We start from the raw sequence: 20,403 nt of genomic DNA on the forward strand, positions 1-20,403 counted from the left end.
GACGCATATTCTGACTGTATGAGTTTCAATGACGGCGCACAGCTTGACCCCTCCCAGGTGGAGGACCGACGTGGCAGTGGCATGGGCCGCGGGACAAAGATCGGCGGCGGGATTGGTGGCGGCATTGTGGTGCTGCTGCTGGCACTTTTCGGCATCAATCCCAACATTCTTGGAGACCTGACCGGGGGCGGAAGCCAGCCACCCGCCGTCGACGGCGGCAGTGCAGGCGCCGGTGGCGTCCAGGAATGCCAGACCGGTGCCGACGCGGACAAACGCCTGGACTGCCGGATCACCGGCACGGTGAACAGCCTCAATGCTTTCTGGCCCGGCTATCTGGCTGACTACAACGTCCAGTACCCGCGGCCGAAGACTGTCATCTTCACCGAGGCCACCAACACAGGCTGCGGTGCAGCCACCAGCGCAGTGGGTCCCTTCTACTGTCCTGCCGACACGACTGCCTACTTCGACCCCGGCTTCTTCGATGAGCTGGTGACCCGGTTTGGCTCCTCCGGTGGTCCCTTGGCGCAGGAGTACGTGGTGGCTCACGAATTCGGGCACCACGTCCAGAACCTCCTCGGAAACCTGGACCAGGCGCAGCAGGATCCCCAAGGCCCCCAGTCGGGTGCGGTCAGGGTGGAGCTTCAAGCTGACTGCTATGCAGGATTGTGGGTCCGCCACGCTACGACGCAGACGGATGCGGGCGGCAAGCCGTTCCTCGATCCCCTGACCGAGCAGGACTTGCAGGACGCGCTCTCCGCCGCTTCCGCCGTCGGAGACGACCGCATCCAGGAAGCCGCGACAGGCCGGGTCTCGCCCGAGTCATGGACGCACGGCTCCAGCGAGCAGCGGCAGAAATGGTTCTACCAGGGGTACACCACCGGGGACATCAACAAGTGCGACACGTTCGGAGTGGCTGCGCCTTAAAGCTTGAGCGAAGGGAAAAGGAGGGGTTCCGGGCAAATAGCCCGGAACCCCTCCTTTTGTTTGCCCGTTGGTTGGGCTTCGAGAGATCAGATGTTGAAGCCCAGGGCCCGCATCTGGTCCTTGCCGTCGTCGGTGATCCGCTCGGGACCCCATGGCGGCATCCAAACCCAGTTGAGGCGCCAATCATCAACGACGCCGTCGAGGGACTTGCCAACCTGCTCTTCGAGGACGTCCGTCAGCGGGCAAGCCGCCGTGGTCAGCGTCATATCGATCAGGAGCGCGCCGTCTTCTTCAGAGTACTTGAGCCCGTAAAGAAGGCCCAGGTCCACCACGTTGACGCCGAGTTCCGGGTCGATCACGTCCTTGAGCGCTTCCTCGACATCTTCGAGGCTGGTGCGCGCCGTGTTGATTTCGGTCATGGAACGATCCTAACTAGGCCTGCACGGCAGGAGCAACGGCAACGCCGGCACCCGGGGCGTAGCGGTCGTAGCCCTCGTCTTCAAGGCGGTCGGCGAGCTCGGGGCCGCCCTCTTCAACAACCTTGCCGTCAACGAATACGTGGACGAAGTCCGGCTTGATGTAGCGCAGGATACGGGTGTAGTGGGTGATGAGCAGCGTGCCCATGTTGCCCTCTTCGTGAGCACGGTTAACGCCCTCGGAAACAACCTTCAAGGCGTCGACGTCCAGGCCGGAGTCCGTCTCGTCAAGGATGGCGAACTTCGGCTTGAAGAGTTCGAGCTGAAGGATTTCGACGCGCTTCTTTTCGCCGCCGGAGAAGCCTTCGTTGACGTTGCGCTGTGCGAAGTCGGCATCGATGCGGAGCTGCTGCATGGCAGCCTTGACGTCCTTGGTCCACGTGCGAAGTGCGGGTGCTTCGCCGTCGATTGCCGTCTTGGCGGTGCGCAGGAAGTTGGTCATGGTGACGCCGGGAACCTCTACCGGGTACTGCATGGCCAGGAAGACACCTGCGCGGGCGCGCTCGTCGACGCTCATCTCCAAGACGTCTTCGCCGTCAAGCGTGATGGTACCGCTGGTGACGTTGTAGCGAGGGTGACCGGCAATGGTGGAGGCGAGGGTTGACTTGCCCGAGCCGTTGGGGCCCATAATGGCGTGCGTTTCACCAGTCTTGATGGTGAGGCTGACGCCCTTCAGGATCTCCTTGGTGCCCTGCTCCGTCTCGATGCTGACGTGCAGGTCCTTGATTTCAAGAGTTGACATGCTCTTCTTTCTTTCCGTTCGTAAGTCTGGCGGTACTGGGCGCTCAGTAGTGGTCTACCGAGGCGCCGTTCACAACATTGGTCACGTCCACATAAACGTCGTCTCCGTCGATGGTGACGGCGAAAACGGGGACGGGGTCATAAGCAGGCAGCTGGAGCGGCTGTCCGCTGCGCAGGTCGAACTGGGAGCCATGCCCCCAGCATTCGATGGCGCAGCCTTCAACTTCACCCTCGGACAAGGAGATGTCCGCGTGCGAGCAGGTATCGGCGATGGCGTGGATGTCGCCCATCGAGTCCTTCACGATGGCTACGGGGTAGTCATCAATCAGGACGCGCAGCGCTTGCTTGACCTGGATGTCATTGGCGTTGCATACCAGTTCGCCCTTGGTTTCTTCACTCATGGTTACTCTGCCTGGCCTGTCTTAGTTGTCGGTCGCGGCGAGTTCGCGCTCAACAGCTGCGGTCAGGCGATCTTCGATTGCCGGGACCTTGATCTGCTGGATGATCTCGTTGAGGAAGCCTCGGACCACCAGGCGGCGGGCCACCTTTTCGGGGATGCCGCGGGCCATGAGGTAGAACAGGTGTTCGTCATCGAACCGGCCGGTGGCGCTGGCATGGCCGGCGCCTTCAATCAAGCCGGTTTCAATTTCGAGGTTGGGCACGGAGTCGGCGCGGGCGCCGTCCGTGAGCACCAGGTTGCGGTTGGCCTCGTAGGTGTCCGTGCCTTCTGCTTCCTTACGGATCAGGACGTCGCCAACCCACACGCTGTGTGCGTTGCGGCCCTGAAGAGCGCCCTTGTAGAGAACCCGGGACTTGCAGTTGGCCACTGCGTGGTCGACGAAGAGACGCTGTTCAAGGTGCTGTCCGGCATCGGCAAAGTACAGGCCGAACATCTCGACGTCGGCACCAGGCGCGGTAAAGCGCGTGGAGGGCGTGACGCGAACGAGGTCGCCGCCAAGGCTGACCACGATGTGCTTGAACTTGGCATCGCGGCCGATTTTTGCCTGCTGCGATGACGCGTGGACGGCGTTGTCGGCCCATTCCTGAAGGGAGACAACGGTCAGCTCAGCGCCGTCCTCGACGATGATCTCCACATTCTCGGAGACAACGGCGGTGCCCTGGTGGTCCAGGACAACGACGGCCTTGGAGAAGCGTTCTGCCACAATCACGATGTGCTGTGCGGACGGTGCCTCTGAGGAGCCCGTGATCAGGACGGAGACTTCGCTTTCAGCCTGCAGCTCGGCAGGGACGGTGACGACCGTAGCTTCGGAGAAGTTCTCCCAGGCGTTGGCGGATACGAGGTCCTCCGGGATGGCGGCCTGACCAATGCGCTGGTCGTCGCGGCCCACGGTCTCAACGACGACGCCGGCCGGTGCGGTAACGCTGAGGGCAGGCGCAGCCCCGTTGAGGACTTCGGTGTGGAGGCCGCGCAGGCGCTTCAGCGGGGTGAAGCGCCAGTCTTCTTCAAGGCCGTTCAGGGGCGTGAAGTCCGCGAGCTTGTATGACGTGAGGCGCCCTGCACGGGAGCTGTCCGGGATGCCTACGCCGCCACCATGCGAGTGGCTCTTGGCGGAAGCGCCGGCCAGCGGACCAGCAGAAGGCTGCTCCGACGTCGTGCTGGTGTTTGTTCCGGTGTTCACGGGCGAAAGGTTCTCGCCTTCCTCGGTGAAGCCGTTGATAAACGGCTGGGCCGAGGGCGCGCCGATGCGCGCCTTTTCAGTAGTGATATCAGTCATTGTTAACCGACGGACCCTTCCATCTGCAGTTCAATCAGGCGGTTCAGCTCAAGAGCGTATTCCATGGGCAATTCGCGGGCGATCGGCTCGATGAAGCCGCGCACGATCATGGCCATGGCCTCGTCCTCGGGCATGCCGCGGGACATCAGATAGAAGAGCTGCTCTTCGCTGACGCGTGAAACGGTGGCCTCGTGGCCCATGACGACGTCATCTTCGCGGATGTCGATGTACGGGTACGTATCCGAACGGGAAATGGTATCCACCAGGAGGGCATCACAACGGACCGTGTTGGCCGAGTGCTTGGCACCCTCCCGGACCTGGACCAGGCCGCGGTAGGCAGCGCGGCCGCCACCACGGGCCACGGACTTGGAAATGATGGAGCTCTTGGTGTTCGGTGCGATGTGCACCATCTTGGATCCGGTGTCCTGGTGCTGGCCCTCGCCGGCGAAGGCGATGGACAGGGTCTCACCCTTGGCGTGCTCGCCAACAAGGTAGACGGCCGGGTACTTCATGGTCACCTTGGAACCGATGTTGCCATCGATCCACTCCATGGTGGCGCCCTCTTCGCAGATGGCACGCTTGGTGACGAGGTTGTACACGTTGGTGGACCAGTTCTGGATGGTCGTGTAACGGACGCGGGCGCCCTTCTTCACGATGATCTCCACCACGGCAGAGTGCAGCGAGTCCGAGGTGTAGATCGGAGCCGTGCAGCCCTCAATGTAGTGAACATATGAGTCTTCATCGGCGATGATCAGCGTGCGCTCGAACTGGCCCATGTTTTCCGTGTTGATGCGGAAGTAGGCCTGCAGCGGGATGTCCACGTGAACGCCCTTGGGCACGTACACGAAGGAACCGCCGGACCACACGGCCGTGTTCAGCGAAGCGAACTTGTTGTCACCCACGGGGATGATGGTTCCGAAGTACTCCTGGAAGATCTCCGGGTGCTCGCGCAGGGCGGTGTCAGTGTCCAGGAAGATGACGCCCTGGGCTTCCAGGTCCTCACGGATCTGGTGGTAGACAACCTCGGACTCGTACTGGGCTGCGACACCGGAGACAAGGCGGCTGCGCTCAGCTTCCGGGATACCCAGCTTTTCGTAGGTGTTCCGGATGTCCTCGGGGAGGTCTTCCCACGTTGCAGCCTGCTTCTCCGTGGAACGCACGAAGTATTTGATGTTGTCGAAGTCGATGCCGGAGAGGTCTGCACCCCAGGTAGGCATGGGCTTGCGATCGAAGTACTTCAGGCCCTTGAGGCGCAGATCGAGCATCCATTCGGGCTCGTTCTTCTTCGAGGAGATGTCGCGGACAACCTCCTCGTTGAGGCCACGACGGGCATTGGCGCCTACGTCGTTCTTGTCGGCCCAGCCGTACTCGTAGTTTCCGATACCGTGCAGTTCGGGATTCTTCTCCAGAATCTCCGAGATCACAGTGCCGTCAGCTACCGCTTTCTCTGCTATTTGGTCCGTCATCACGGCCTTTCTTGCTGGTTGTTTGATTCCTGGTACGGATTCCCGGACTGCTCTGCGACATCCTGGGATGCCGTGGCAGCCGGGCGCCCGGTAGGTATATGGGTTGTGCAGACATGTCCACCCTGCGCAAGCGTGGAAAGCCGCCGGACATCGACGCCGACCAAGCGTGAGAACACCTTGGTCTCGGTGTCGCAAAACACCGGGAACTCCGCAGCGAGCCTCTGGATGGGGCAGTGGCCCTGGCATAGCTGGACACTGGACAGTGCGGCCGGCAACGGGGCCTTGGCCTCGATGGAATGGGCCGAAGCAACAAAGCGGTCCCGGCTCAGGGCCCGGGAAAGTGCCATCGCCCGGGCGGTGATGTCGTCCCCCGCGGCGTCGACCTCCGGGGCGTAACGCTGTTCCATGTCCGAGAAACGCTCTTCCGCATACTCGCGGACGGCGTCCTCACCGGCGAGTTCCTGAAGGCGCCTCAGTGCAGAACTGGCGATGTTCAGGTAGTCATCGCCGAGGGTGGACTGGCCTTGGGAACTCAGGACGTACCGGCGTGCGGGGCGGCCCGCGCCGGAACCGGCCTTGGCCACGCGCTTGACTTCGATGACGCCGCTGCGTTCCAAGTGGTCAAGGTGCCGGCGGACTGCCGCTGGCGTGAAGCCGAGGAGATCGCCAAGTTCGGCGGCGCTCACTGGGCCATTCTCCAGGACGGCGCTCAGGACGCGGTCCCGGGTGCGGTCGTCCGCGTCCGGCAGCGCAGGCGGGGCCGGGAAGGCTCCTGCCGCATGCCGCTTTGAAGGCATGGATACTGGACTGCTCATGGAATACACAACACAATCATGTCGTAATTTGTTTCACGCATCCAGTAAGGCAAGGCTGACCTGGACTGCCCGCCAAGTGTGACCGTACTACTTCACGTAGAATACTCTGGTGCGATCATCCGAATCCCCTGTCCTCACCATAGACGGACTCATTAAGGATGTAGGCCCCTTGGCCTCCCTTGACGGCAAAATGCTCCGGGTGGTCAGCGGACTGTCCTTAGTGGCCGAGCGAGGCCAGGTCACCGCCCTGTTGGGTGCCAACGGGGCCGGCAAGACCACCACCCTGGAGTGCGCCCAGGGACTCCAGAAGCGAACAGGCGGGACAATTTCCCTCCTCGGCGAGGACCCGGATACTGCCGGCGCCACCTTGAGGGCCCGCGTAGGCGTGATGCTCCAGGACGGCGGGCTGCCGCCGTCGGCCCGTCCCATCCCGCTGTTGCGGCACGTAGCCGGCATGTACCGAAACCCCATGAACGTCGATGACCTGGTGGAGCGGCTCGGCATCAACCATTTCAGCCGGACCGGGGTGCGACGCCTCTCCGGCGGACAAAAGCAACGACTCGCCCTGGCGGCGGCGCTGGTGGGGAACCCGGAGATCCTGTTCCTGGACGAACCCAGCGCAGGACTCGATCCACAGTCGCGCCAAATGGTTTTCGATGTGATTGCCGAGCTCCGTGACGCCGGGATGGGTATCGTCCTGACCACCCACCTGATGGACGATGCCGAGCGCCTTGCCGACTACGTGTACATCATCGACGGAGGCCATAACGTGGTGGAGGGAACCGTGGCGGAACTTCTGCGCCACCACCACTCCACGGACACTGCCGTCACGGACCGAACGCTCTATTTCGATGCGCCGGGCGGACTCGACTTCGCCGGCGCCCTGGGGGCCGGCCTTCAGCTGACCGAGACACGCTCCGGGAGCTACTCCATTACGGGCGCGATCACGCCGAAAGACCTCGCAGCATTGACTGCGTGGTGGGCGGAACGGAACATTATGCCCGCATCGCTGCGGCTGGAAGCCCGAAGCCTTGAAGACGTGTTCCTGGACATTTCCGGAAGGGACCTCCGATGAGCAAGCTTCTCTCCCCCAACGCAGGACCGGCTTCACTTCCACGCCGGATCATGCAGCAGGGACGCTACGAGACCATCACCATGCTGCGGAACGGTGAGCAACTGATCCTCGCGATCGTGCTGCCCTTGATGGCATTGGTCGGGCTCGTCGTGACACCCCTGCTCGATGGCCTGGGCGGTTCCCGGGTGGACATCGCAACGCCTGGAATTCTTGCCCTGTGCGCGATGTCCACCGCCTTCACCGGCCAGGGAATCGCCACCGGATTTGACCGGCGCTATGGTGTCCTCCGGTTCCTGTCCACCACTCCGCTCGGCCGGGGCGGCCTCATTGCCGGAAAAATCCTCGCTGTGCTGGTGATCCTTTTCCTGCAGGTTGCTGTGGTTGGTGCAATTGCCGGCATTCTGGGGTGGCAGCCCCGGCCTGAGGCCTGGCTCCCCGGGCTGGGCCTGTTGGTCCTGGGTGCCGCCGCCTTCACCGCCCTTGGGCTTCTGGTTGCGGGGACGGTTCGCCCGGAAGCTACGCTAGCGATCACCAACCTGCTGTGGATCCTGCTGGGGGCGCTGGGTGGGATCGTGGTGCCGTCCGAACGCCTTCCCGGCCTTCTCCAGGGCATAGTCCACTTCCTTCCGTCCGGTGCCTTGGGCCAAGCGCTACGGGACGCCTTCCTGCTGGGCGCCGTTCCGCTCCCGGCCGTCCTGATCCTCCTGCTGTGGACCGTACTTGCCGGCGCTGCAGCCATCCGCTGGTTCAAGTGGAACTAAACCCATCCGGCACCAACCACCAATGCAGAACTGAGAAGTGAGAAAACTGTGAGCACGGCATCGCGCCTCCCGAAAACCATTCAGCGGTTCACGTCCAAGTTACCGACAGAGGTCAACAAGGCCGTGCGTCGCCTGGCATTGCTGTCACTCATCGGTCAGACAGTTCTCGTAGTGACCGGCGGTGCCGTGCGACTGACTGCCTCAGGCCTCGGATGCCCCACCTGGCCGCGGTGCACCGGCGATTCCCTGGTCAACACGCCGGAGATGGGTATTCACGGTTTCATCGAATTCGGCAACCGCCTGCTCACCTTCGCCCTTGCCGCCGTCGCCGCACTCATGCTGGTCTACTTGTGGAACCTCCGCAAGGAGCGTCGCGACCTGTTCCTCCTCGCCGTCGGCCTGCTGGCAAGCATCCCGGCGCAGGCTGTCATTGGTGGCATCACGGTCCTGTCCGGCCTAAACCCCTGGGTAGTCGGCCTGCACTTCCTGGTCTCCATGGCACTGGTGGTTTTCGCTACTCTGCTGGTCAACAGGGCTTACGGCCGCACCGGACGCTTCATGAACCGCACCCTGGCTGCGCTCCCTGCCGTGGCACGTCCCGTAATGCTGGCTGTTGCCGTTTTCTCGGGCCTGTCGGTCATGCTCGGTGTAGTGGTCACCGGTGCAGGCCCGCACGCCGGAGACGCCGACGCTCCCCGCAATGACCTTGACTGGGACCTCTTTTCCCACATTCATGCCGTCCCCGCCTACCTCATCACGGCAGGAACCGTATTCGCCGTCTACCTGGTCATCCGCCACAGAATCGAAGGCCCGTTCCGGACGGCGGCGTACCTTCTGCTGGGCGTGACGCTGCTGCAGGCTGTCATCGGATTCACCCAGTATTACAACGGCATTCCGGCACTCCTGGTTGGCGCGCACATGTTCGGGGCAGCCGTCCTCATGAGTGCAGCCACCAATGCCGCCGACCTCGCGAAGCACAGCCCGGTCCGATAAGTGATCTCCTCAGCCCGGATCAGGGTGCGCCGGGTTGGAACGCATGGCCAGCACGGCCGGATGCACAGCAGACAAGGTGCCGCTGGCGAGGTCCGCAGCAATGCCCCACAGTGACGCGTACCAGGGGATCACAGCGGCCCACCCTTCAGTGGATGCGTAGGCCAGCACAGCCCCCATGCCGACAGCTGCGCCTGCACCACCGCCCAGGACTCCCGCCACCGCACCTTCGGCTTTCGGGCGGGAATTAGGTGCCCGGAGGCCCGAAATCAGGTGCTGCATTGGGCCTTCCAGGTATCCAAACTTCTTCAGGCGCTCCGCTGCCTTCATCCGACATACTTGTCCCATGCAGGCGACGACGGTGTTGGTTGAGGGCGAAAGCGACAGGTTGGCGGTGGAGGCGTTGGCCCTTCGACACGGCCATGACCTGGCGGCAGAACGTGTACAAATCGTCCCCATGGGTGGCGCTACGAGCATCATCCACTTCCTCGAGAGGTACGGCCCGCAGGGAGCAGGAGACAGGTTGCTTGGTCTGTGTGACGCCGGGGAGTCGCCAGGGGTAGCCCGCGCGCTTTTCCGGGCCGGTATTGGATCCGGACCGTTGGAACAGAACGGGTTCCAGGTGTGCCACACAGATCTGGAAGACGAGCTGGTGCGCTGCCTGGGAGTCGAAGCCGTACTCAATGTCATTGAGTCACAAGGCGAACTGCCCTCCTTCAGATTGCTTCAACGCCAACCGTCCCTTCGGCAGCAGCCCGTGACAGCACAATTGCGACGATTCTTTGGAGGGCGAAGCGGGAACAAGGTCCGTTACGCACCATTGCTCGTCGCCTCACTCCCTGCCGGGCAGGCGCCCCCGCCGCTGGCGCGTCTCGTCGAATCGTTCGTGGGTGATATCTGACGCTGTCCAGCGCGGGGGACGTGAGAGAACGATGAAACGGCAACGCCGGCACTCAGGTGAGTACCGGCGTCGAATGTTGTCCTGGGGAGAGCTGCGGAACCTAGCCGCCGATGATCGGGGAACCGATGAAGGGGTCCACCGCCAGCGCGATGAAGAGCAGTGTGAGGTAGCTGATGGAACCATGGAAGACCTTCATGGCTCCCTTGTTGGAGACGTCGCCTCCCTGTGCGCGCTTGTACAGGGCGTGGCTTTCGTACAGGAACCAGGCGCCGGCAGCTACTGCAACGATCGTGTAGACCCAGCCGGCTCCACCGACCGGAACCATCAGCAGCGAGCAAGCCACCATGGCCCATGCGTAAAGGACGACCTGCACCGAAACGACCTTGGCTCCGGCAATGGCGCCAAGCATGGGTACCTTGGCGTTGCGGTAATCCTCGCCGTAACGCATGGACAGCGGCCAGTAGTGCGGGGGCGTCCAAAGGAAGATGACCATGAACAGCACGACGGCGGGCCATTCCACCGTGTTGGTGACTGCGGCCCACGCGATCAAGACGGGGAAGCAGCCGGCCGCTCCACCCCAGACAATGTTCTGGGCCGTGCGTCGCTTCAGGATCATGGTGTAGATCACTACGTAGAACACGATGGCGCCGAGGCCGAGCCAGGCGGACAATGGGTTGGCGCCGAACCACAGAATGGCAATCGAGGCCGCACCGAGGATCCAGGCGAAGACCAGGGCCTCACGCGGGGTCACTTCACCGGTGACCAGGGGACGCTTCTCGGTACGGTGCATCAGTTTGTCGATGTCACGGTCGATGTAGCAGTTGAAGACGCCTGCGCTTCCGGCGGCAAAGGCGCCGCCGACCAAGGTGGCCAGAATCAGGCCGATGGAAGGGAAGCCCCGCTGGGCAAAGATCATGGTGGGCAGGGTGCTGACCAGGAGCAGCTCGATGACGCGGGGTTTGGTCAGTGCCAGATACGCCTTGAACTTACGGGAGATTCCGATGCTTCCCCGGGCCGGGGACGCGTTGAGGGGCGTATCAGTTGTGCTCACGGCGGCAGTCACTCTGTTCTATGCTCTGGGGTTCTCGCAGCGGCTGCCATCCCGGTTGTCGAAAGCAAACACGGGCGCATGAACCGCTGGTGGCCTCCAAATATCATACCGTGGCTGGAAGTGCCCCACGTTCCGCAAAATGCGTCAATGTTTCCGAATCTTCACTGCCCTGCCGGGGCGCCGTGATTCATATAAGGGAATTTCTGTCCAGTTAGTGGGATTCCCTGAGTTCCATGACACGTTTAGGGATAAGCTGTTGAGCAGATCAGCACACGTTGACGATCCGGGAAACCGTATTCTTGGATATCCGTGCGTCTGGATGAGAGATCAACGTTTCAATGGTGAACGGCTGGTAGACACATTGCAGCGGGCGCCATCCTGTGCTTCCTGCGTGCCGTGTCAACACGCCTGCCGTCAGCACAGAGAGGGGCTCGGTTTTCGTGCCACATTTGGAAGAGCAAGAACTGTCATGGACCGATCTGGACAAGAAGGCAGTTGACACCGTTCGCGTGTTGGCCGCTGACGCCGTGGAGAAGGTCGGCAACGGCCACCCTGGTACGGCGATGAGCTTGGCTCCGGCAGCATACTTGCTGTTCCAGAAGCTGATGCGGCATGACCCGAAGAACCCGGACTGGATTGGCCGTGACCGGTTTGTCCTGTCTCCCGGCCACACCTCGCTGACCCTGTACATCCAGCTGTTCCTGTCCGGTTACGGGCTGGAGCTGAAGGACCTTGAGGCATTGCGTACCTGGGGTTCGTTGACCCCGGGTCACCCTGAGTACAAGCACACCGCCGGTGTGGAAATCACCACCGGCCCGCTGGGCCAGGGTCTTGCGTCAGCGGTTGGTTTTGCCTACTCGCAGCGCCGCCAGCGCGGCCTGTTCGACGCCGATGCTCCCGCCGGCGAATCGCCGTTCGACCACACCATCTGGGTGATCGCCTCCGACGGCGACCTGCAGGAAGGCGTGACGTCCGAGGCATCCTCGCTCGCCGGCCACCAGGAACTGGGCAACCTCGTAGTGATCTACGACGAGAACCACATCTCCATCGAAGACGACACCGACATTGCCTTCACCGAAGATGTCCTCAAGCGCTACGAAGCTTACGGCTGGCACACCCAGCGCGTGGACTGGACCAAGACCGGCGACTACGTCGAAGACGTCCAGGAACTCTACTCCGCACTTCAGGCAGCCAAGGCTGAGACGACCAAGCCGTCCATCATTTCGCTGCGCACCATCATCGGTTACCCGGCCCCGAAGAAGCAGAACACCGGCAAGATCCACGGTTCCGCACTGGGTGCCGACGAGGTCGCAGCGCTGAAGACCGTGCTCGGTTTCGATCCGGCCAAGTCCTTCGACGTTGACGAAGAAGTTCTGGCACACGCACGCAAGGTCCTCGACCGCGGCGCCGAGTCACGTGCCGCTTGGCAGACCTCCTTCGAGGCGTGGCAGTCCGCCAACCCGGACGCCGCTGCCCTGCTGGAGCGTGTTGAAGCCAAGAAGCTCCCCGTCGGCATCGACGCTGCGCTTCCGGTGTTTGAAGCCGGCAAGGACGTTTCCACCCGTGCTGCTTCGGGCAAGGTCCTGAATGCCATCGGACCGGTCCTCCCGGAGCTGTGGGGCGGTTCGGCCGACCTCGCGGAGTCCAACAACACCACCATCGAAGGTTCGCCCTCGTTCATCCCGACGTCCCGCTCCACTGACGCTTGGAAGGGCAACCCGTACGGACGCGTCCTGCACTTCGGCATCCGTGAGCACGCTGCGGCGTCGATCGTGAACGGCATTTCGCTGCACGGCCGGACCCGGGCGTTCTCCGGTACGTTCCTGATCTTCTCGGACTACCAGCGCCCGGCCATCCGCCTGGGTGCCCTGATGGGGGTGCCGTCCCTGTACGTATGGACGCACGACTCCATCGGCCTCGGCGAAGACGGCCCCACGCACCAGCCGGTGGAGCAGCTCGCTTCGCTGCGCGCCATCCCGGGCCTGGACGTTGTCCGTCCCGGTGATGCGAACGAGGTTTCCGCGGCATGGAAGGCCATGCTGGAGAACCACGAGAACCCGGCAGGTATCGTCCTGACCCGCCAGAACATCCCCACCTACGCCCGCGGCGAAGGTGAAGCCACCGGTGACACCTTCGGTTCCACCGCAGGTGTGGCCAAGGGTGGTTACGTCCTGGCCGAAGCCTCCAAGGACGGCGAAACCGTTGACGCCCAGGTGATCCTGATCGGCACCGGCTCGGAAGTCCAGCTGGCAGTGCAGGCCCGCGAAGCCCTTCAGGCCGAAGGCATCGCAGCCCGCGTTGTCTCCATGCCCTGCGTTGAGTGGTTCAACAAGCAGGACGAGGCCTACCGCGAATCCGTGCTCCCCGCTTCCGTGAAAGCCCGCGTTTCTGTTGAAGCCGGCCTGGCACTGGGCTGGCGCGAATTTGTCGGCGACGCCGGCCGCTCCATCTCCCTGGAGCACTTCGGTGCCTCGGCCGACTACAAGCGGCTCTTCAACGAATTCGGCATCACCGCCGAAGCCGTCGCAGCCGCAGCCAAAGACTCCCTCGCAGACGTCAACGCATAACAGTCTGCTCCCCTCTCACAGGAGAAAAACACATGTCTAGCACTCCCACGCAGCAGCTCTCTGATGCCGGCGTTTCCATCTGGCTCGATGATCTCTCCCGCACCCGCCTGGACACTGGCACCCTGCAGAAGCTCATCGACGAAAAGAACGTCGTTGGTGTGACCACCAACCCGTCCATCTTCCACGCCGCCATCACCTCCGGCACGGACTACGACGCCACTATCGCAGCACAGGCTGCCGCGGGCGCCAGCGTTGAAGAGACCATCTTCGAAATCACCACCACGGACGTCGCTGACGCCTGCGATCTGTTCGCACCGATCGCCGCCGCGACCAACGGTGTGGACGGCCGCGTCTCCATCGAGGTGGACCCCCGCCTCGCCTGGGACACCGCGGGAACCATTGCCGAGGCCAAGAACCTCTACGCGAAGGTCAACAAGGACAACGTCCACATCAAGATCCCGGCCACTTTGGAAGGCCTTGAAGCCATCACGGCTACCCTGGCCGAGGGCATCAGCGTCAACGTGACCCTGATCTTCTCCTTGGAGCGCTACCGCGCGGTCATCAATGCCTTCCAGTCCGGGCTTGAGCAGGCCAAGGAGAACGGCCACGACCTCTCCAGGATCCACTCCGTGGCTTCGTTCTTCGTTTCCCGCGTTGATTCCGAGATCGACAAGCGCCTGGACGCCATCGGCACCGATGAAGCCAAGGCACTCAAGGGCAAGGCCGGCGTCGCCAACGCACGCCTGGCCTACCAGGTCTACGAAGAGCTCTTCTCCACCGAACGCTGGGCAGTGCTGGCCGAAGCCGGCGCCCTCCCCCAGCGCCCGCTGTGGGCTTCCACCGGCGTCAAGGATCCGGCCTACCCGGACACCCTCTACGTGACCGAACTCGTCGCCGCCGGCGTGGTCAACACCATGCCGGAAAAGACGCTCGACGCCACGTTCGACCACGGCGTAGTCACCGGTGACACCATCACCGGAACCTATGACGAAGCGAACGGGACGCTCAACGCCCTCGAAGCACTCGGTGTCTCCTACAACGACGTCGTTACGCTGCTCGAGACCGAAGGCCTCGAGAAGTTCGTGGGCTCCTGGAAGGAACTCCTCGCCGACGTCGAAGGCGCACTTGCCACCGCACGGAAGGCTTCCTAACCCACTATGAGCACAATCAGCTACGACGCCAGCGGTGCCGCACAGCAGGCCATCGCCCAGCATATTGACAGCTTGGTCGACGACAGGATCGCCACGCGGATTTTCGCCAAGGACCATACCCTGTGGGGTCCTGATGCGGAGTCCGAGTCGGCGATCCGGCTCGGCTGGGTAGAGGCCCCCACTGTGTCCCAGGCCCTGGTGGGCGACATTCTGGAACTCCGTGATGCCCTCCGGGCCGAAGGCGTTTCACGCATTGTCCTGTGTGGCATGGGTGGATCCTCCTTGGCGCCAGAGGTGATTGCCGGTACCGCCGGCGTCGAGCTGACTGTGCTGGACAGCACTGACCCTGAACAGGTCAGCGCTGCTTTGGCGGACCGTTTGGCAGAGACGGCGATCGTCGTTTCCTCCAAGTCCGGCTCCACTGTGGAGACCGACTCGCAGCGACGGGTCTTCGAAAAGGCGTTCAACGACGCCGGTATCGATGCCAAGAGCCGCATCATCATCGTTACGGATCCGGGCTCTCCCCTGGACAAAGCTTCCCGCGAGGCAGGCTACCGTGCGGTCTTCAACGCCGACCCCAACGTCGGTGGACGCTTTTCGGCATTGACCGCGTTCGGACTGGTCCCCTGTGGCTTGGCCGGCGTGGACATCCAGGCTTTCCTCGACGAGGCAGAAGAAGCCGCCGAGATCCTCAACGAAGACTCAGCTGACAACATCGGCTTGGCCCTGGGTATCGCCTTGGGCGGCACCAGCCCTCTTCGCAACAAGATCGTCATCGCGGAAGACGGTTCAGGCATCGTTGGTTTCGCCGACTGGGCCGAACAGCTCATCGCCGAATCCACCGGGAAGCTGGGCACCGGTGTGCTGCCGGTCGTCGCGGGCCCGGATTCCCCGGAGGCCGTCAACGGAGCGGAGGACGTACTCGTGGTGCGTCTGGTTGGCGCGGATGACGACGTCGAACTTCGTGACAATGAGGTTGCCATCGCCGGTGGGTTGCCTTCGCAGATGTTCGTCTGGGAATTCGCCACCGCAGTGGCCGGCCGCCTCCTTGGCATCAACCCGTTCGATCAGCCGGATGTCGAAGCTGCCAAGGTAGCCGCCCGCGGCTTGCTTGATGCACGCCCCGAGCCCACTCCGGCAGCCTTTACGGATGGTGTGGTGGAAGTCCGCGGCGGCGAGTGGCTCGCTTCCGCCTCATCCGTCCAAGAGGCCGTACAGGCCCTCCTTGGCCAGCTGGGGCCTGACGGCTACTTGAGTGTCCAGGCGTACTTGGACCGCATTTCCCATGCCCCCCTTGCGGGAATCCGCGATGAACTCGCAGCTGTCAGCGGACGTCCCGTGACGTTCGGCTGGGGTCCGCGGTTCCTTCACTCCACCGGCCAGTTCCACAAGGGTGGGCCGGCCATCGGAGTGTTCCTGCAGATCACGGCAGCATCCTCCACCGATCTGGACATCCCGGAGCGGCCCTTCACCTTCGGCCAGCTCATTGCCGCCCAGGCTTCAGGTGACGCCCAGGTCCTGGAAGGCCATGGACGCCCGGTCCTGCGCCTGCACCTCACCGAGCGTGCTGCCGGCGTGGCCCAACTCCAGGAAGTCGTCGCTGCGTTGGCCGGCCAGGCCAGCGCACTCGAAAGCTAAGGCACAGAACCAAACATGCCAGAAACTGAAAACGGCAGGAAGAACGCCGGTCTGCGGAATCCTTTGCGGGATCCGCGGGACCGGCGCCTGAACCGCATTGCAGGGCCATCGTCGTTGGTGTTCTTCGGAGTCACCGGTGACCTCGCCCGTAAGAAACTCATGCCTGCGGTCTACGACCTCGCCAATCGTGGTTTGCTGCCTCCCAGCTTCGCCTTGGTCGGTTTCGGCCGCCGCGACTGGGACAACGCCGACTTCGCGGCTGAGGTGAAGGAAAACGTCAAGGCGCACGCACGGACCAAGTTCGACGAAGCGGTGTGGGAGCAGCTTGCTTCCGGTATCCGCTTTGTCCAAGGCGAGTTCGACGACGACGACGCTTTCGAGCGCCTCGGTGACGTCCTGGATGAGCTCGATGAGACCCGTGGCACCCGCGGTAATCATGGCTTCTACTTGTCCATTCCGCCCAAGGCCTTTGAGCAGGTATGCCGTCAGCTGTCCAAGCACGGCCTGGCGCAGGCGAAGCCGGGTCAGTGGCGCCGCGTGGTCATCGAGAAGCCGTTCGGGCACGACCTCGAATCCGCGCGGCAGCTCAACGACATTGTGGAGTCCGTGTTCCCGGCAGATGCCGTGTTCCGGATCGACCACTACCTGGGCAAGGAGACGGTGCAGAACATCCTGGCGCTTCGCTTCGCGAACCAGCTGTTCGAACCGCTCTGGAACGCCAACTACGTGGACCACGTCCAGATCACGATGGCCGAGGACATCGGCACCGGTGGGCGTGCAGGCTACTACGACGGCGTGGGTGCTGCCCGTGACGTCATCCAGAACCACCTGCTGCAGTTGCTGGCACTGACGGCCATGGAGGAGCCCATTTCCTTCAACGCCGACGACCTGCGGGCTGAGAAGGAAAAGGTCCTCGCTGCCGTCAAGCTTCCGGAGGACCTTTCAACCCATTCGGCCCGCGGACAGTTCACCGGAGGCTGGCAGGGTGGCGAGGAAGTCCTCGGATACCTGGACGAGGACGGCATCCCGGCCGACTCCAAGACCGAAACCTATGCTGCGATCCGCGTGGACATCAATACCCGTCGCTGGAACGGTGTTCCCTTCTACCTGCGGGCCGGTAAGCGCCTGGGCCGTCGCGTGACAGAGATCGCCGTGGTCTTCAAGCGCGCTCCCAACTTGTTGTTCCGCGACCACGGGGAAGACGACTTCGGACAGAACGCCGTGGTGATCAGGGTCCAGCCGGACGAGGGCGCCACGATCCGTTTCGGTTCCAAGGTCCCGGGCACGCAGATGGAAGTCCGCGATGTCACCATGGACTTCGGCTACGGCCACTCGTTCACCGAATCCAGCCCCGAAGCCTACGAGCGGCTCATCCTGGATGTTCTGCTCGGCGAACCGCCGCTCTTCCCGCGCCACCAGGAAGTGGAACTGTCCTGGAAGATCCTGGATCCCTTCGAGGAGTACTGGGCCGGGCTGGATGAACAACCGCAACCTTACGCACCCGGCAGCTGGGGTCCGGCCTCGGCCGATGCCCTGCTGGCACGTGACGGACGAACCTGGAGAAGGCCATGATTGTAGATCTTCCCGATACCACCACCTCCAAGATCTCCAAGAAGATCATGTCGCTGCGCGAACAAGGCGGCGTCATCGCTTTGGGACGTGTGCTGACCCTGGTGGTGGTGACCAAGTCCGGGCAGGAAGAGGAGGCCATCGAGGCAGCCAATGAAGCCAGCAGGGAGCACCCCTGCCGGATCATTGTCCTGGCTGATGCCGGCGTGGAGGGTCCGGACCGCCTCGATGCACAAATCCGTGTAGGTGGTGACGCCGGTGCTTCCGAGGTCATCGTCCTGCGCGGGCACGGACATATGGCCCACGAGAGCGAATCCCTCGTAGCTGCTCTGCTCCTCCCTGATGCCCCGATCGTGGCCTGGTGGCCGCACGGTGCCCCGGAGAGCGCCTGCGAGACCTCGATAGGCCGCATCGCCCACCGACGCATCACGGACTCCGCCAACGAACCCGATCCCCGGCGCGCCTTGGAGAACATCAGGGCTACGTACAAAGCCGGTGACACCGACCTTGCCTGGACCCGCCTGACCAACTGGCGCATGCAATTGGCCGCGGTCTTCGACCAGGTCGACAGTGACCCTGTCTCCGCTGTCGCCGTCGAGGGTGCCTCCGACTCCCCCAGCACCCTGTTGTTGGCCGCATGGCTGAGCCTTGCACTGGAAGCTCCCGTCACGATCGTGGCAGACCCTGCAGGTACTGGCATCCGGCGTGTGCGGCTCACCCGGGCGAGCGGCGACGTGCAGCTCTTCCGACCCGGCCTGTCCGTAGCAGAGCTGACGCAGCCCGGACAGCCGGCGCAGCGCATCACGCTCCCCCGTCGCAGCTTGAAGGATTGCCTCGCTGAGGAGCTCCGACGGCTCGACCCGGACGAAGTCTTCGGAGAAGTGATTACGATGGGACTGCCACTTACCAGCCAGAGGAGAGTCCAGACCAGTGCACGCTGAGCCAAGAGTTAGCATCCATCCCGACTCCAAGGTGTTGATGGCCGCCATCGCGGCCCGCCTGATCACCAAGCTTGTGGATGTCCAGGACAAGCACGGCGAGGCCACGGTGGTCCTGACCGGCGGTACCGTGGGCATCGGAACGCTGAAGGCGGTGGCTGACTCAGCCGCGGCACCGGCCGTCGACTGGTCGAAAGTTAACTTCTGGTGGGGTGACGAACGTTTTGTCGCCGCAGACAGCGAGGACCGGAACACCCGACAAGCGCACCAGGCTTTGTTGGCCCACCTGGACGTGGATCCGGCTCGTATCCATGAGCCTGGTTCGGCGGATCAGTTTGCCACAGCAGCCGAAGCGGCAGCGGCCTATGCTGAAGAGCTCAAAGCGGCTGCCGAAGCCGAGCACGCAGCGGATATGTCCGATGACCGCGCCGAGCAGCCTGGCGGGCTGCCGCGCTTCGACGTCCTGCTTCTTGGCGTCGGTCCGGACGCCCATGTGGCGTCGCTCTTTCCTGAGCAGGCAGGCATCCGCGAGAAGGAACGCACCGTGGTGGGTGTCGAAAACTCCCCCAAGCCACCGTCGTCGCGCATTTCATTGACGCTGCCCGCCATCAACACCGCACAGGAGATCTGGATGGTTGTCGCCGGCGAGGACAAGGCCGGCGCTGTTGGCTTGGCTTTGGCAGGCGCCAACCCGGTCCAGGTTCCCGCTGCAGGACCCGTTGGCCGTGCGAGGACGTTGTGGCTTATCGACGAGAATGCAGCGTCACGCGTCCCCCAGCAGCTCGTCCGGAAGGACCCCGCGGGCGCGTAACCGCTCCAACGCTCCAGCCAGGACCACCTCAGCGTCTTGGCTGGAGCGTCTTTCTTTAACGTAGTCGAGGTGGGATTTGAAGAGCTCGTCCTCTGGCCTTGGCGCAGCGGGGTGTCCTGGATCCCGCGATGCAGGAAGGCCGCATTTTGGGCAGTCCCAATTCATGGGAATCTGGTCGTCCGGGAGCTTGAGGAAGACGAGCCGCGTTTCGTGTCCCTTGGCGCACCAGTAGGGAACGCGGATGCGGGGCAATTGCACGCCGTCTCCGTGGTCGCTTTGATTCCTCGGGGTGGAACCCTGGGCCACCCCTACGCGGGTGCCCCGATATCCTGGCGTGCCATGAACCATGTTCGAACCCCTAGCGAAGTCGGTGGTCGGCCGTCACGGCCCGTGGACCTTACGGCCAACAGGGCCAGTCTAATGCGGGCGGCTCCATGACGGCACTGGGGATGCGAAATTGCGGACAAAAAGGGGCGGTTCCGGTAAGGAACCACCCCTTTGGCACACCGGCATGGGGAGACTAGGAGTCGCCACCCGAGGTGAAGCGCATGATCAAGCCAAGGCCAATGATGACAAGGCCCCACGTGATACCAAGAATGATCGTGAAGCGGTTCAGGTTGCGCTCGGCTACACCGGACGAACTCAATCCGGAGCTCATGCCGCCACCGAACATGTCGGACAAACCGCCGCCACGTCCCTTGTGCAGGAGGATGAGCAGCGTCAGCAGAAGGCTGGTGATTCCCAGCAGGATCTGCAGAATGACTTGAAGAACGTCCACGACGGCCTTTCGAAG

The 20,403-nt window shown here is 63.1% G+C and carries 21 protein-coding genes; 11 read left to right on the forward strand and 10 right to left on the reverse strand.

The features are described from left to right. The first annotated feature begins 18 nt into the window (after nucleotides 1–18). Nucleotides 19–924 (forward strand): KPN_02809 family neutral zinc metallopeptidase, encoded by a 906-nt coding sequence (ypfJ, locus tag QF015_RS01550; RefSeq protein ID WP_310204872.1) that lies wholly within the window; start codon nucleotides 19–21, stop codon nucleotides 922–924. An 86-nt stretch (nucleotides 925–1,010) separates the two neighbouring features. Here ypfJ and QF015_RS01555 read toward each other — a convergent pair whose 3' ends face one another. The 6 genes from QF015_RS01555 to QF015_RS01580 are packed head-to-tail and all read right to left on the reverse strand — an operon-like array spanning nucleotide 1,011 to nucleotide 6,158. Continuing rightward, a complete protein-coding gene (locus tag QF015_RS01555; RefSeq protein ID WP_211712645.1) occupies nucleotides 1,011–1,343 on the reverse strand; it encodes a metal-sulfur cluster assembly factor in 333 nt (110 codons plus the stop codon). A gap of 13 nt (nucleotides 1,344–1,356) precedes the next feature. Further along, complete coding sequence (sufC, locus tag QF015_RS01560; protein ID WP_014921882.1) at nucleotides 1,357–2,142, reverse strand: Fe-S cluster assembly ATPase SufC; 786 nt, start codon at nucleotides 2,140–2,142, stop codon at nucleotides 1,357–1,359. A gap of 43 nt (nucleotides 2,143–2,185) precedes the next feature. Then, nucleotides 2,186–2,542, reverse strand: a complete 357-nt coding sequence (locus QF015_RS01565; RefSeq protein WP_017200887.1) for a non-heme iron oxygenase ferredoxin subunit — start codon at nucleotides 2,540–2,542, stop codon at nucleotides 2,186–2,188. A 21-nt stretch (nucleotides 2,543–2,563) separates the two neighbouring features. Beyond that, the gene (sufD, locus tag QF015_RS01570) at nucleotides 2,564–3,877 is read right to left on the reverse strand and encodes a Fe-S cluster assembly protein SufD (RefSeq protein ID WP_429386405.1); all 1,314 of its coding nucleotides are present in this window, start codon (nucleotides 3,875–3,877) and stop codon (nucleotides 2,564–2,566) included. Between the two features lie 2 nt (nucleotides 3,878–3,879). Continuing rightward, on the reverse strand, nucleotides 3,880–5,343 hold the full coding sequence (gene sufB, locus QF015_RS01575; RefSeq protein WP_011774792.1) for a Fe-S cluster assembly protein SufB: 1,464 nt from the start codon (nucleotides 5,341–5,343) through the stop codon (nucleotides 3,880–3,882). Beyond that, nucleotides 5,343–6,158, reverse strand: coding sequence for a helix-turn-helix transcriptional regulator (locus QF015_RS01580; protein ID WP_429386407.1), 816 nt, complete (start codon nucleotides 6,156–6,158; stop codon nucleotides 5,343–5,345). The genes sufB and QF015_RS01580 overlap by 1 nt, the downstream gene beginning before the upstream one ends. A gap of 109 nt (nucleotides 6,159–6,267) precedes the next feature. Here QF015_RS01580 and QF015_RS01585 point away from each other — a divergent pair, with 109 nt between their 5' ends. The 3 genes from QF015_RS01585 to QF015_RS01595 are packed head-to-tail and all read left to right on the forward strand — an operon-like array spanning nucleotide 6,268 to nucleotide 8,987. Further along, complete coding sequence (locus QF015_RS01585; protein WP_429386409.1) at nucleotides 6,268–7,233, forward strand: ABC transporter ATP-binding protein; 966 nt, start codon at nucleotides 6,268–6,270, stop codon at nucleotides 7,231–7,233. After that, complete coding sequence (locus QF015_RS01590; protein WP_429386411.1) at nucleotides 7,230–7,994, forward strand: ABC transporter permease; 765 nt, start codon at nucleotides 7,230–7,232, stop codon at nucleotides 7,992–7,994. Before QF015_RS01585 ends, QF015_RS01590 begins: the two co-directional genes overlap by 4 nt. 48 nt (nucleotides 7,995–8,042) lie before the next feature. Further along, on the forward strand, nucleotides 8,043–8,987 hold the full coding sequence (locus tag QF015_RS01595; RefSeq protein ID WP_310204891.1) for a COX15/CtaA family protein: 945 nt from the start codon (nucleotides 8,043–8,045) through the stop codon (nucleotides 8,985–8,987). 9 nt (nucleotides 8,988–8,996) lie between these two features. Here the strand turns inward: QF015_RS01595 and QF015_RS01600 are convergent, their stop codons facing one another. Further along, nucleotides 8,997–9,314, reverse strand: a complete 318-nt coding sequence (locus QF015_RS01600; RefSeq protein WP_429386413.1) for a hypothetical protein — start codon at nucleotides 9,312–9,314, stop codon at nucleotides 8,997–8,999. Between the two features lie 16 nt (nucleotides 9,315–9,330). Between QF015_RS01600 and QF015_RS01605 the strand changes: the two genes are divergently transcribed. Then, nucleotides 9,331–9,885, forward strand: coding sequence for a TOPRIM nucleotidyl transferase/hydrolase domain-containing protein (locus QF015_RS01605; protein ID WP_429386415.1), 555 nt, complete (start codon nucleotides 9,331–9,333; stop codon nucleotides 9,883–9,885). 100 nt (nucleotides 9,886–9,985) lie between these two features. On the opposite strand, the gene QF015_RS01610 is transcribed toward QF015_RS01605, so the two are convergent. Further along, nucleotides 9,986–10,948: a heme o synthase gene (locus QF015_RS01610; RefSeq protein ID WP_310204900.1), complete on the reverse strand. Its 963-nt coding sequence runs from the start codon at nucleotides 10,946–10,948 to the stop codon at nucleotides 9,986–9,988. Between the two features lie 428 nt (nucleotides 10,949–11,376). On the opposite strand from QF015_RS01610, the gene tkt reads away from it, so the two are divergent. The 6 genes from tkt to pgl are packed head-to-tail and all read left to right on the forward strand — an operon-like array spanning nucleotide 11,377 to nucleotide 19,610. Beyond that, nucleotides 11,377–13,503, forward strand: coding sequence for a transketolase (gene tkt, locus QF015_RS01615; RefSeq protein WP_310204902.1), 2,127 nt, complete (start codon nucleotides 11,377–11,379; stop codon nucleotides 13,501–13,503). A 32-nt stretch (nucleotides 13,504–13,535) separates the two neighbouring features. Further along, the gene (tal, locus tag QF015_RS01620) at nucleotides 13,536–14,654 is read left to right on the forward strand and encodes a transaldolase (protein WP_310204905.1); all 1,119 of its coding nucleotides are present in this window, start codon (nucleotides 13,536–13,538) and stop codon (nucleotides 14,652–14,654) included. Between the two features lie 6 nt (nucleotides 14,655–14,660). After that, the gene (locus tag QF015_RS01625) at nucleotides 14,661–16,292 is read left to right on the forward strand and encodes a glucose-6-phosphate isomerase (RefSeq protein ID WP_429386420.1); all 1,632 of its coding nucleotides are present in this window, start codon (nucleotides 14,661–14,663) and stop codon (nucleotides 16,290–16,292) included. Nucleotides 16,293–16,307: 15 nt separating this feature from the next. Beyond that, complete coding sequence (gene zwf, locus QF015_RS01630) at nucleotides 16,308–17,864, forward strand: glucose-6-phosphate dehydrogenase (protein WP_429386423.1); 1,557 nt, start codon at nucleotides 16,308–16,310, stop codon at nucleotides 17,862–17,864. Then, complete coding sequence (locus QF015_RS01635; protein ID WP_024821021.1) at nucleotides 17,861–18,802, forward strand: glucose-6-phosphate dehydrogenase assembly protein OpcA; 942 nt, start codon at nucleotides 17,861–17,863, stop codon at nucleotides 18,800–18,802. The genes zwf and QF015_RS01635 overlap by 4 nt, the downstream gene beginning before the upstream one ends. Further along, complete coding sequence (gene pgl / locus QF015_RS01640; protein WP_429386427.1) at nucleotides 18,792–19,610, forward strand: 6-phosphogluconolactonase; 819 nt, start codon at nucleotides 18,792–18,794, stop codon at nucleotides 19,608–19,610. Before QF015_RS01635 ends, pgl begins: the two co-directional genes overlap by 11 nt. Here the strand turns inward: pgl and QF015_RS01645 are convergent. Beyond that, nucleotides 19,563–19,958: an RNA polymerase-binding protein RbpA gene (locus tag QF015_RS01645; RefSeq protein ID WP_429386429.1), complete on the reverse strand. Its 396-nt coding sequence runs from the start codon at nucleotides 19,956–19,958 to the stop codon at nucleotides 19,563–19,565. The two genes, pgl and QF015_RS01645, sit on opposite strands and share 48 nt — an antisense overlap. Before the next feature lie 172 nt (nucleotides 19,959–20,130). Beyond that, nucleotides 20,131–20,388, reverse strand: coding sequence for a preprotein translocase subunit SecG (gene secG / locus QF015_RS01650; RefSeq protein ID WP_310204920.1), 258 nt, complete (start codon nucleotides 20,386–20,388; stop codon nucleotides 20,131–20,133). Nucleotides 20,389–20,403 lie beyond the last annotated feature (15 nt).

The sequence above is a fragment of the Paenarthrobacter sp. TE4293 genome (assembly GCF_050435325.1).
Lineage (GTDB): Bacteria > Actinomycetota > Actinomycetes > Actinomycetales > Micrococcaceae > Arthrobacter > Arthrobacter nitroguajacolicus_C.

What these genes read in the sequence shown, in the direction of transcription:
- ypfJ (WP_310204872.1), top strand. Translation starts at nt 19, where the DNA reads ATGAGTTTCAATGACGGCGCACAGCTTGACCCCTCCCAGGTGGAGGAC.
- QF015_RS01555 (WP_211712645.1), bottom strand. Translation starts at nt 1,343, where the DNA reads ATGACCGAAATCAACACGGCGCGCACCAGCCTCGAAGATGTCGAGGAA.
- sufC (WP_014921882.1), bottom strand. Translation starts at nt 2,142, where the DNA reads ATGTCAACTCTTGAAATCAAGGACCTGCACGTCAGCATCGAGACGGAG.
- QF015_RS01565 (WP_017200887.1), bottom strand. Translation starts at nt 2,542, where the DNA reads ATGAGTGAAGAAACCAAGGGCGAACTGGTATGCAACGCCAATGACATC.
- sufD (WP_429386405.1), bottom strand. Translation starts at nt 3,877, where the DNA reads ATGACTGATATCACTACTGAAAAGGCGCGCATCGGCGCGCCCTCGGCC.
- sufB (WP_011774792.1), bottom strand. Translation starts at nt 5,343, where the DNA reads ATGACGGACCAAATAGCAGAGAAAGCGGTAGCTGACGGCACTGTGATC.
- QF015_RS01580 (WP_429386407.1), bottom strand. Translation starts at nt 6,158, where the DNA reads ATGAGCAGTCCAGTATCCATGCCTTCAAAGCGGCATGCGGCAGGAGCC.
- QF015_RS01590 (WP_429386411.1), top strand. Translation starts at nt 7,230, where the DNA reads ATGAGCAAGCTTCTCTCCCCCAACGCAGGACCGGCTTCACTTCCACGC.
- QF015_RS01600 (WP_429386413.1), bottom strand. Translation starts at nt 9,314, where the DNA reads ATGAAGGCAGCGGAGCGCCTGAAGAAGTTTGGATACCTGGAAGGCCCA.
- QF015_RS01605 (WP_429386415.1), top strand. Translation starts at nt 9,331, where the DNA reads ATGCAGGCGACGACGGTGTTGGTTGAGGGCGAAAGCGACAGGTTGGCG.
- tal (WP_310204905.1), top strand. Translation starts at nt 13,536, where the DNA reads ATGTCTAGCACTCCCACGCAGCAGCTCTCTGATGCCGGCGTTTCCATC.
- QF015_RS01625 (WP_429386420.1), top strand. Translation starts at nt 14,661, where the DNA reads ATGAGCACAATCAGCTACGACGCCAGCGGTGCCGCACAGCAGGCCATC.
- zwf (WP_429386423.1), top strand. Translation starts at nt 16,308, where the DNA reads ATGCCAGAAACTGAAAACGGCAGGAAGAACGCCGGTCTGCGGAATCCT.
- QF015_RS01635 (WP_024821021.1), top strand. Translation starts at nt 17,861, where the DNA reads ATGATTGTAGATCTTCCCGATACCACCACCTCCAAGATCTCCAAGAAG.
- QF015_RS01645 (WP_429386429.1), bottom strand. Translation starts at nt 19,958, where the DNA reads ATGGTTCATGGCACGCCAGGATATCGGGGCACCCGCGTAGGGGTGGCC.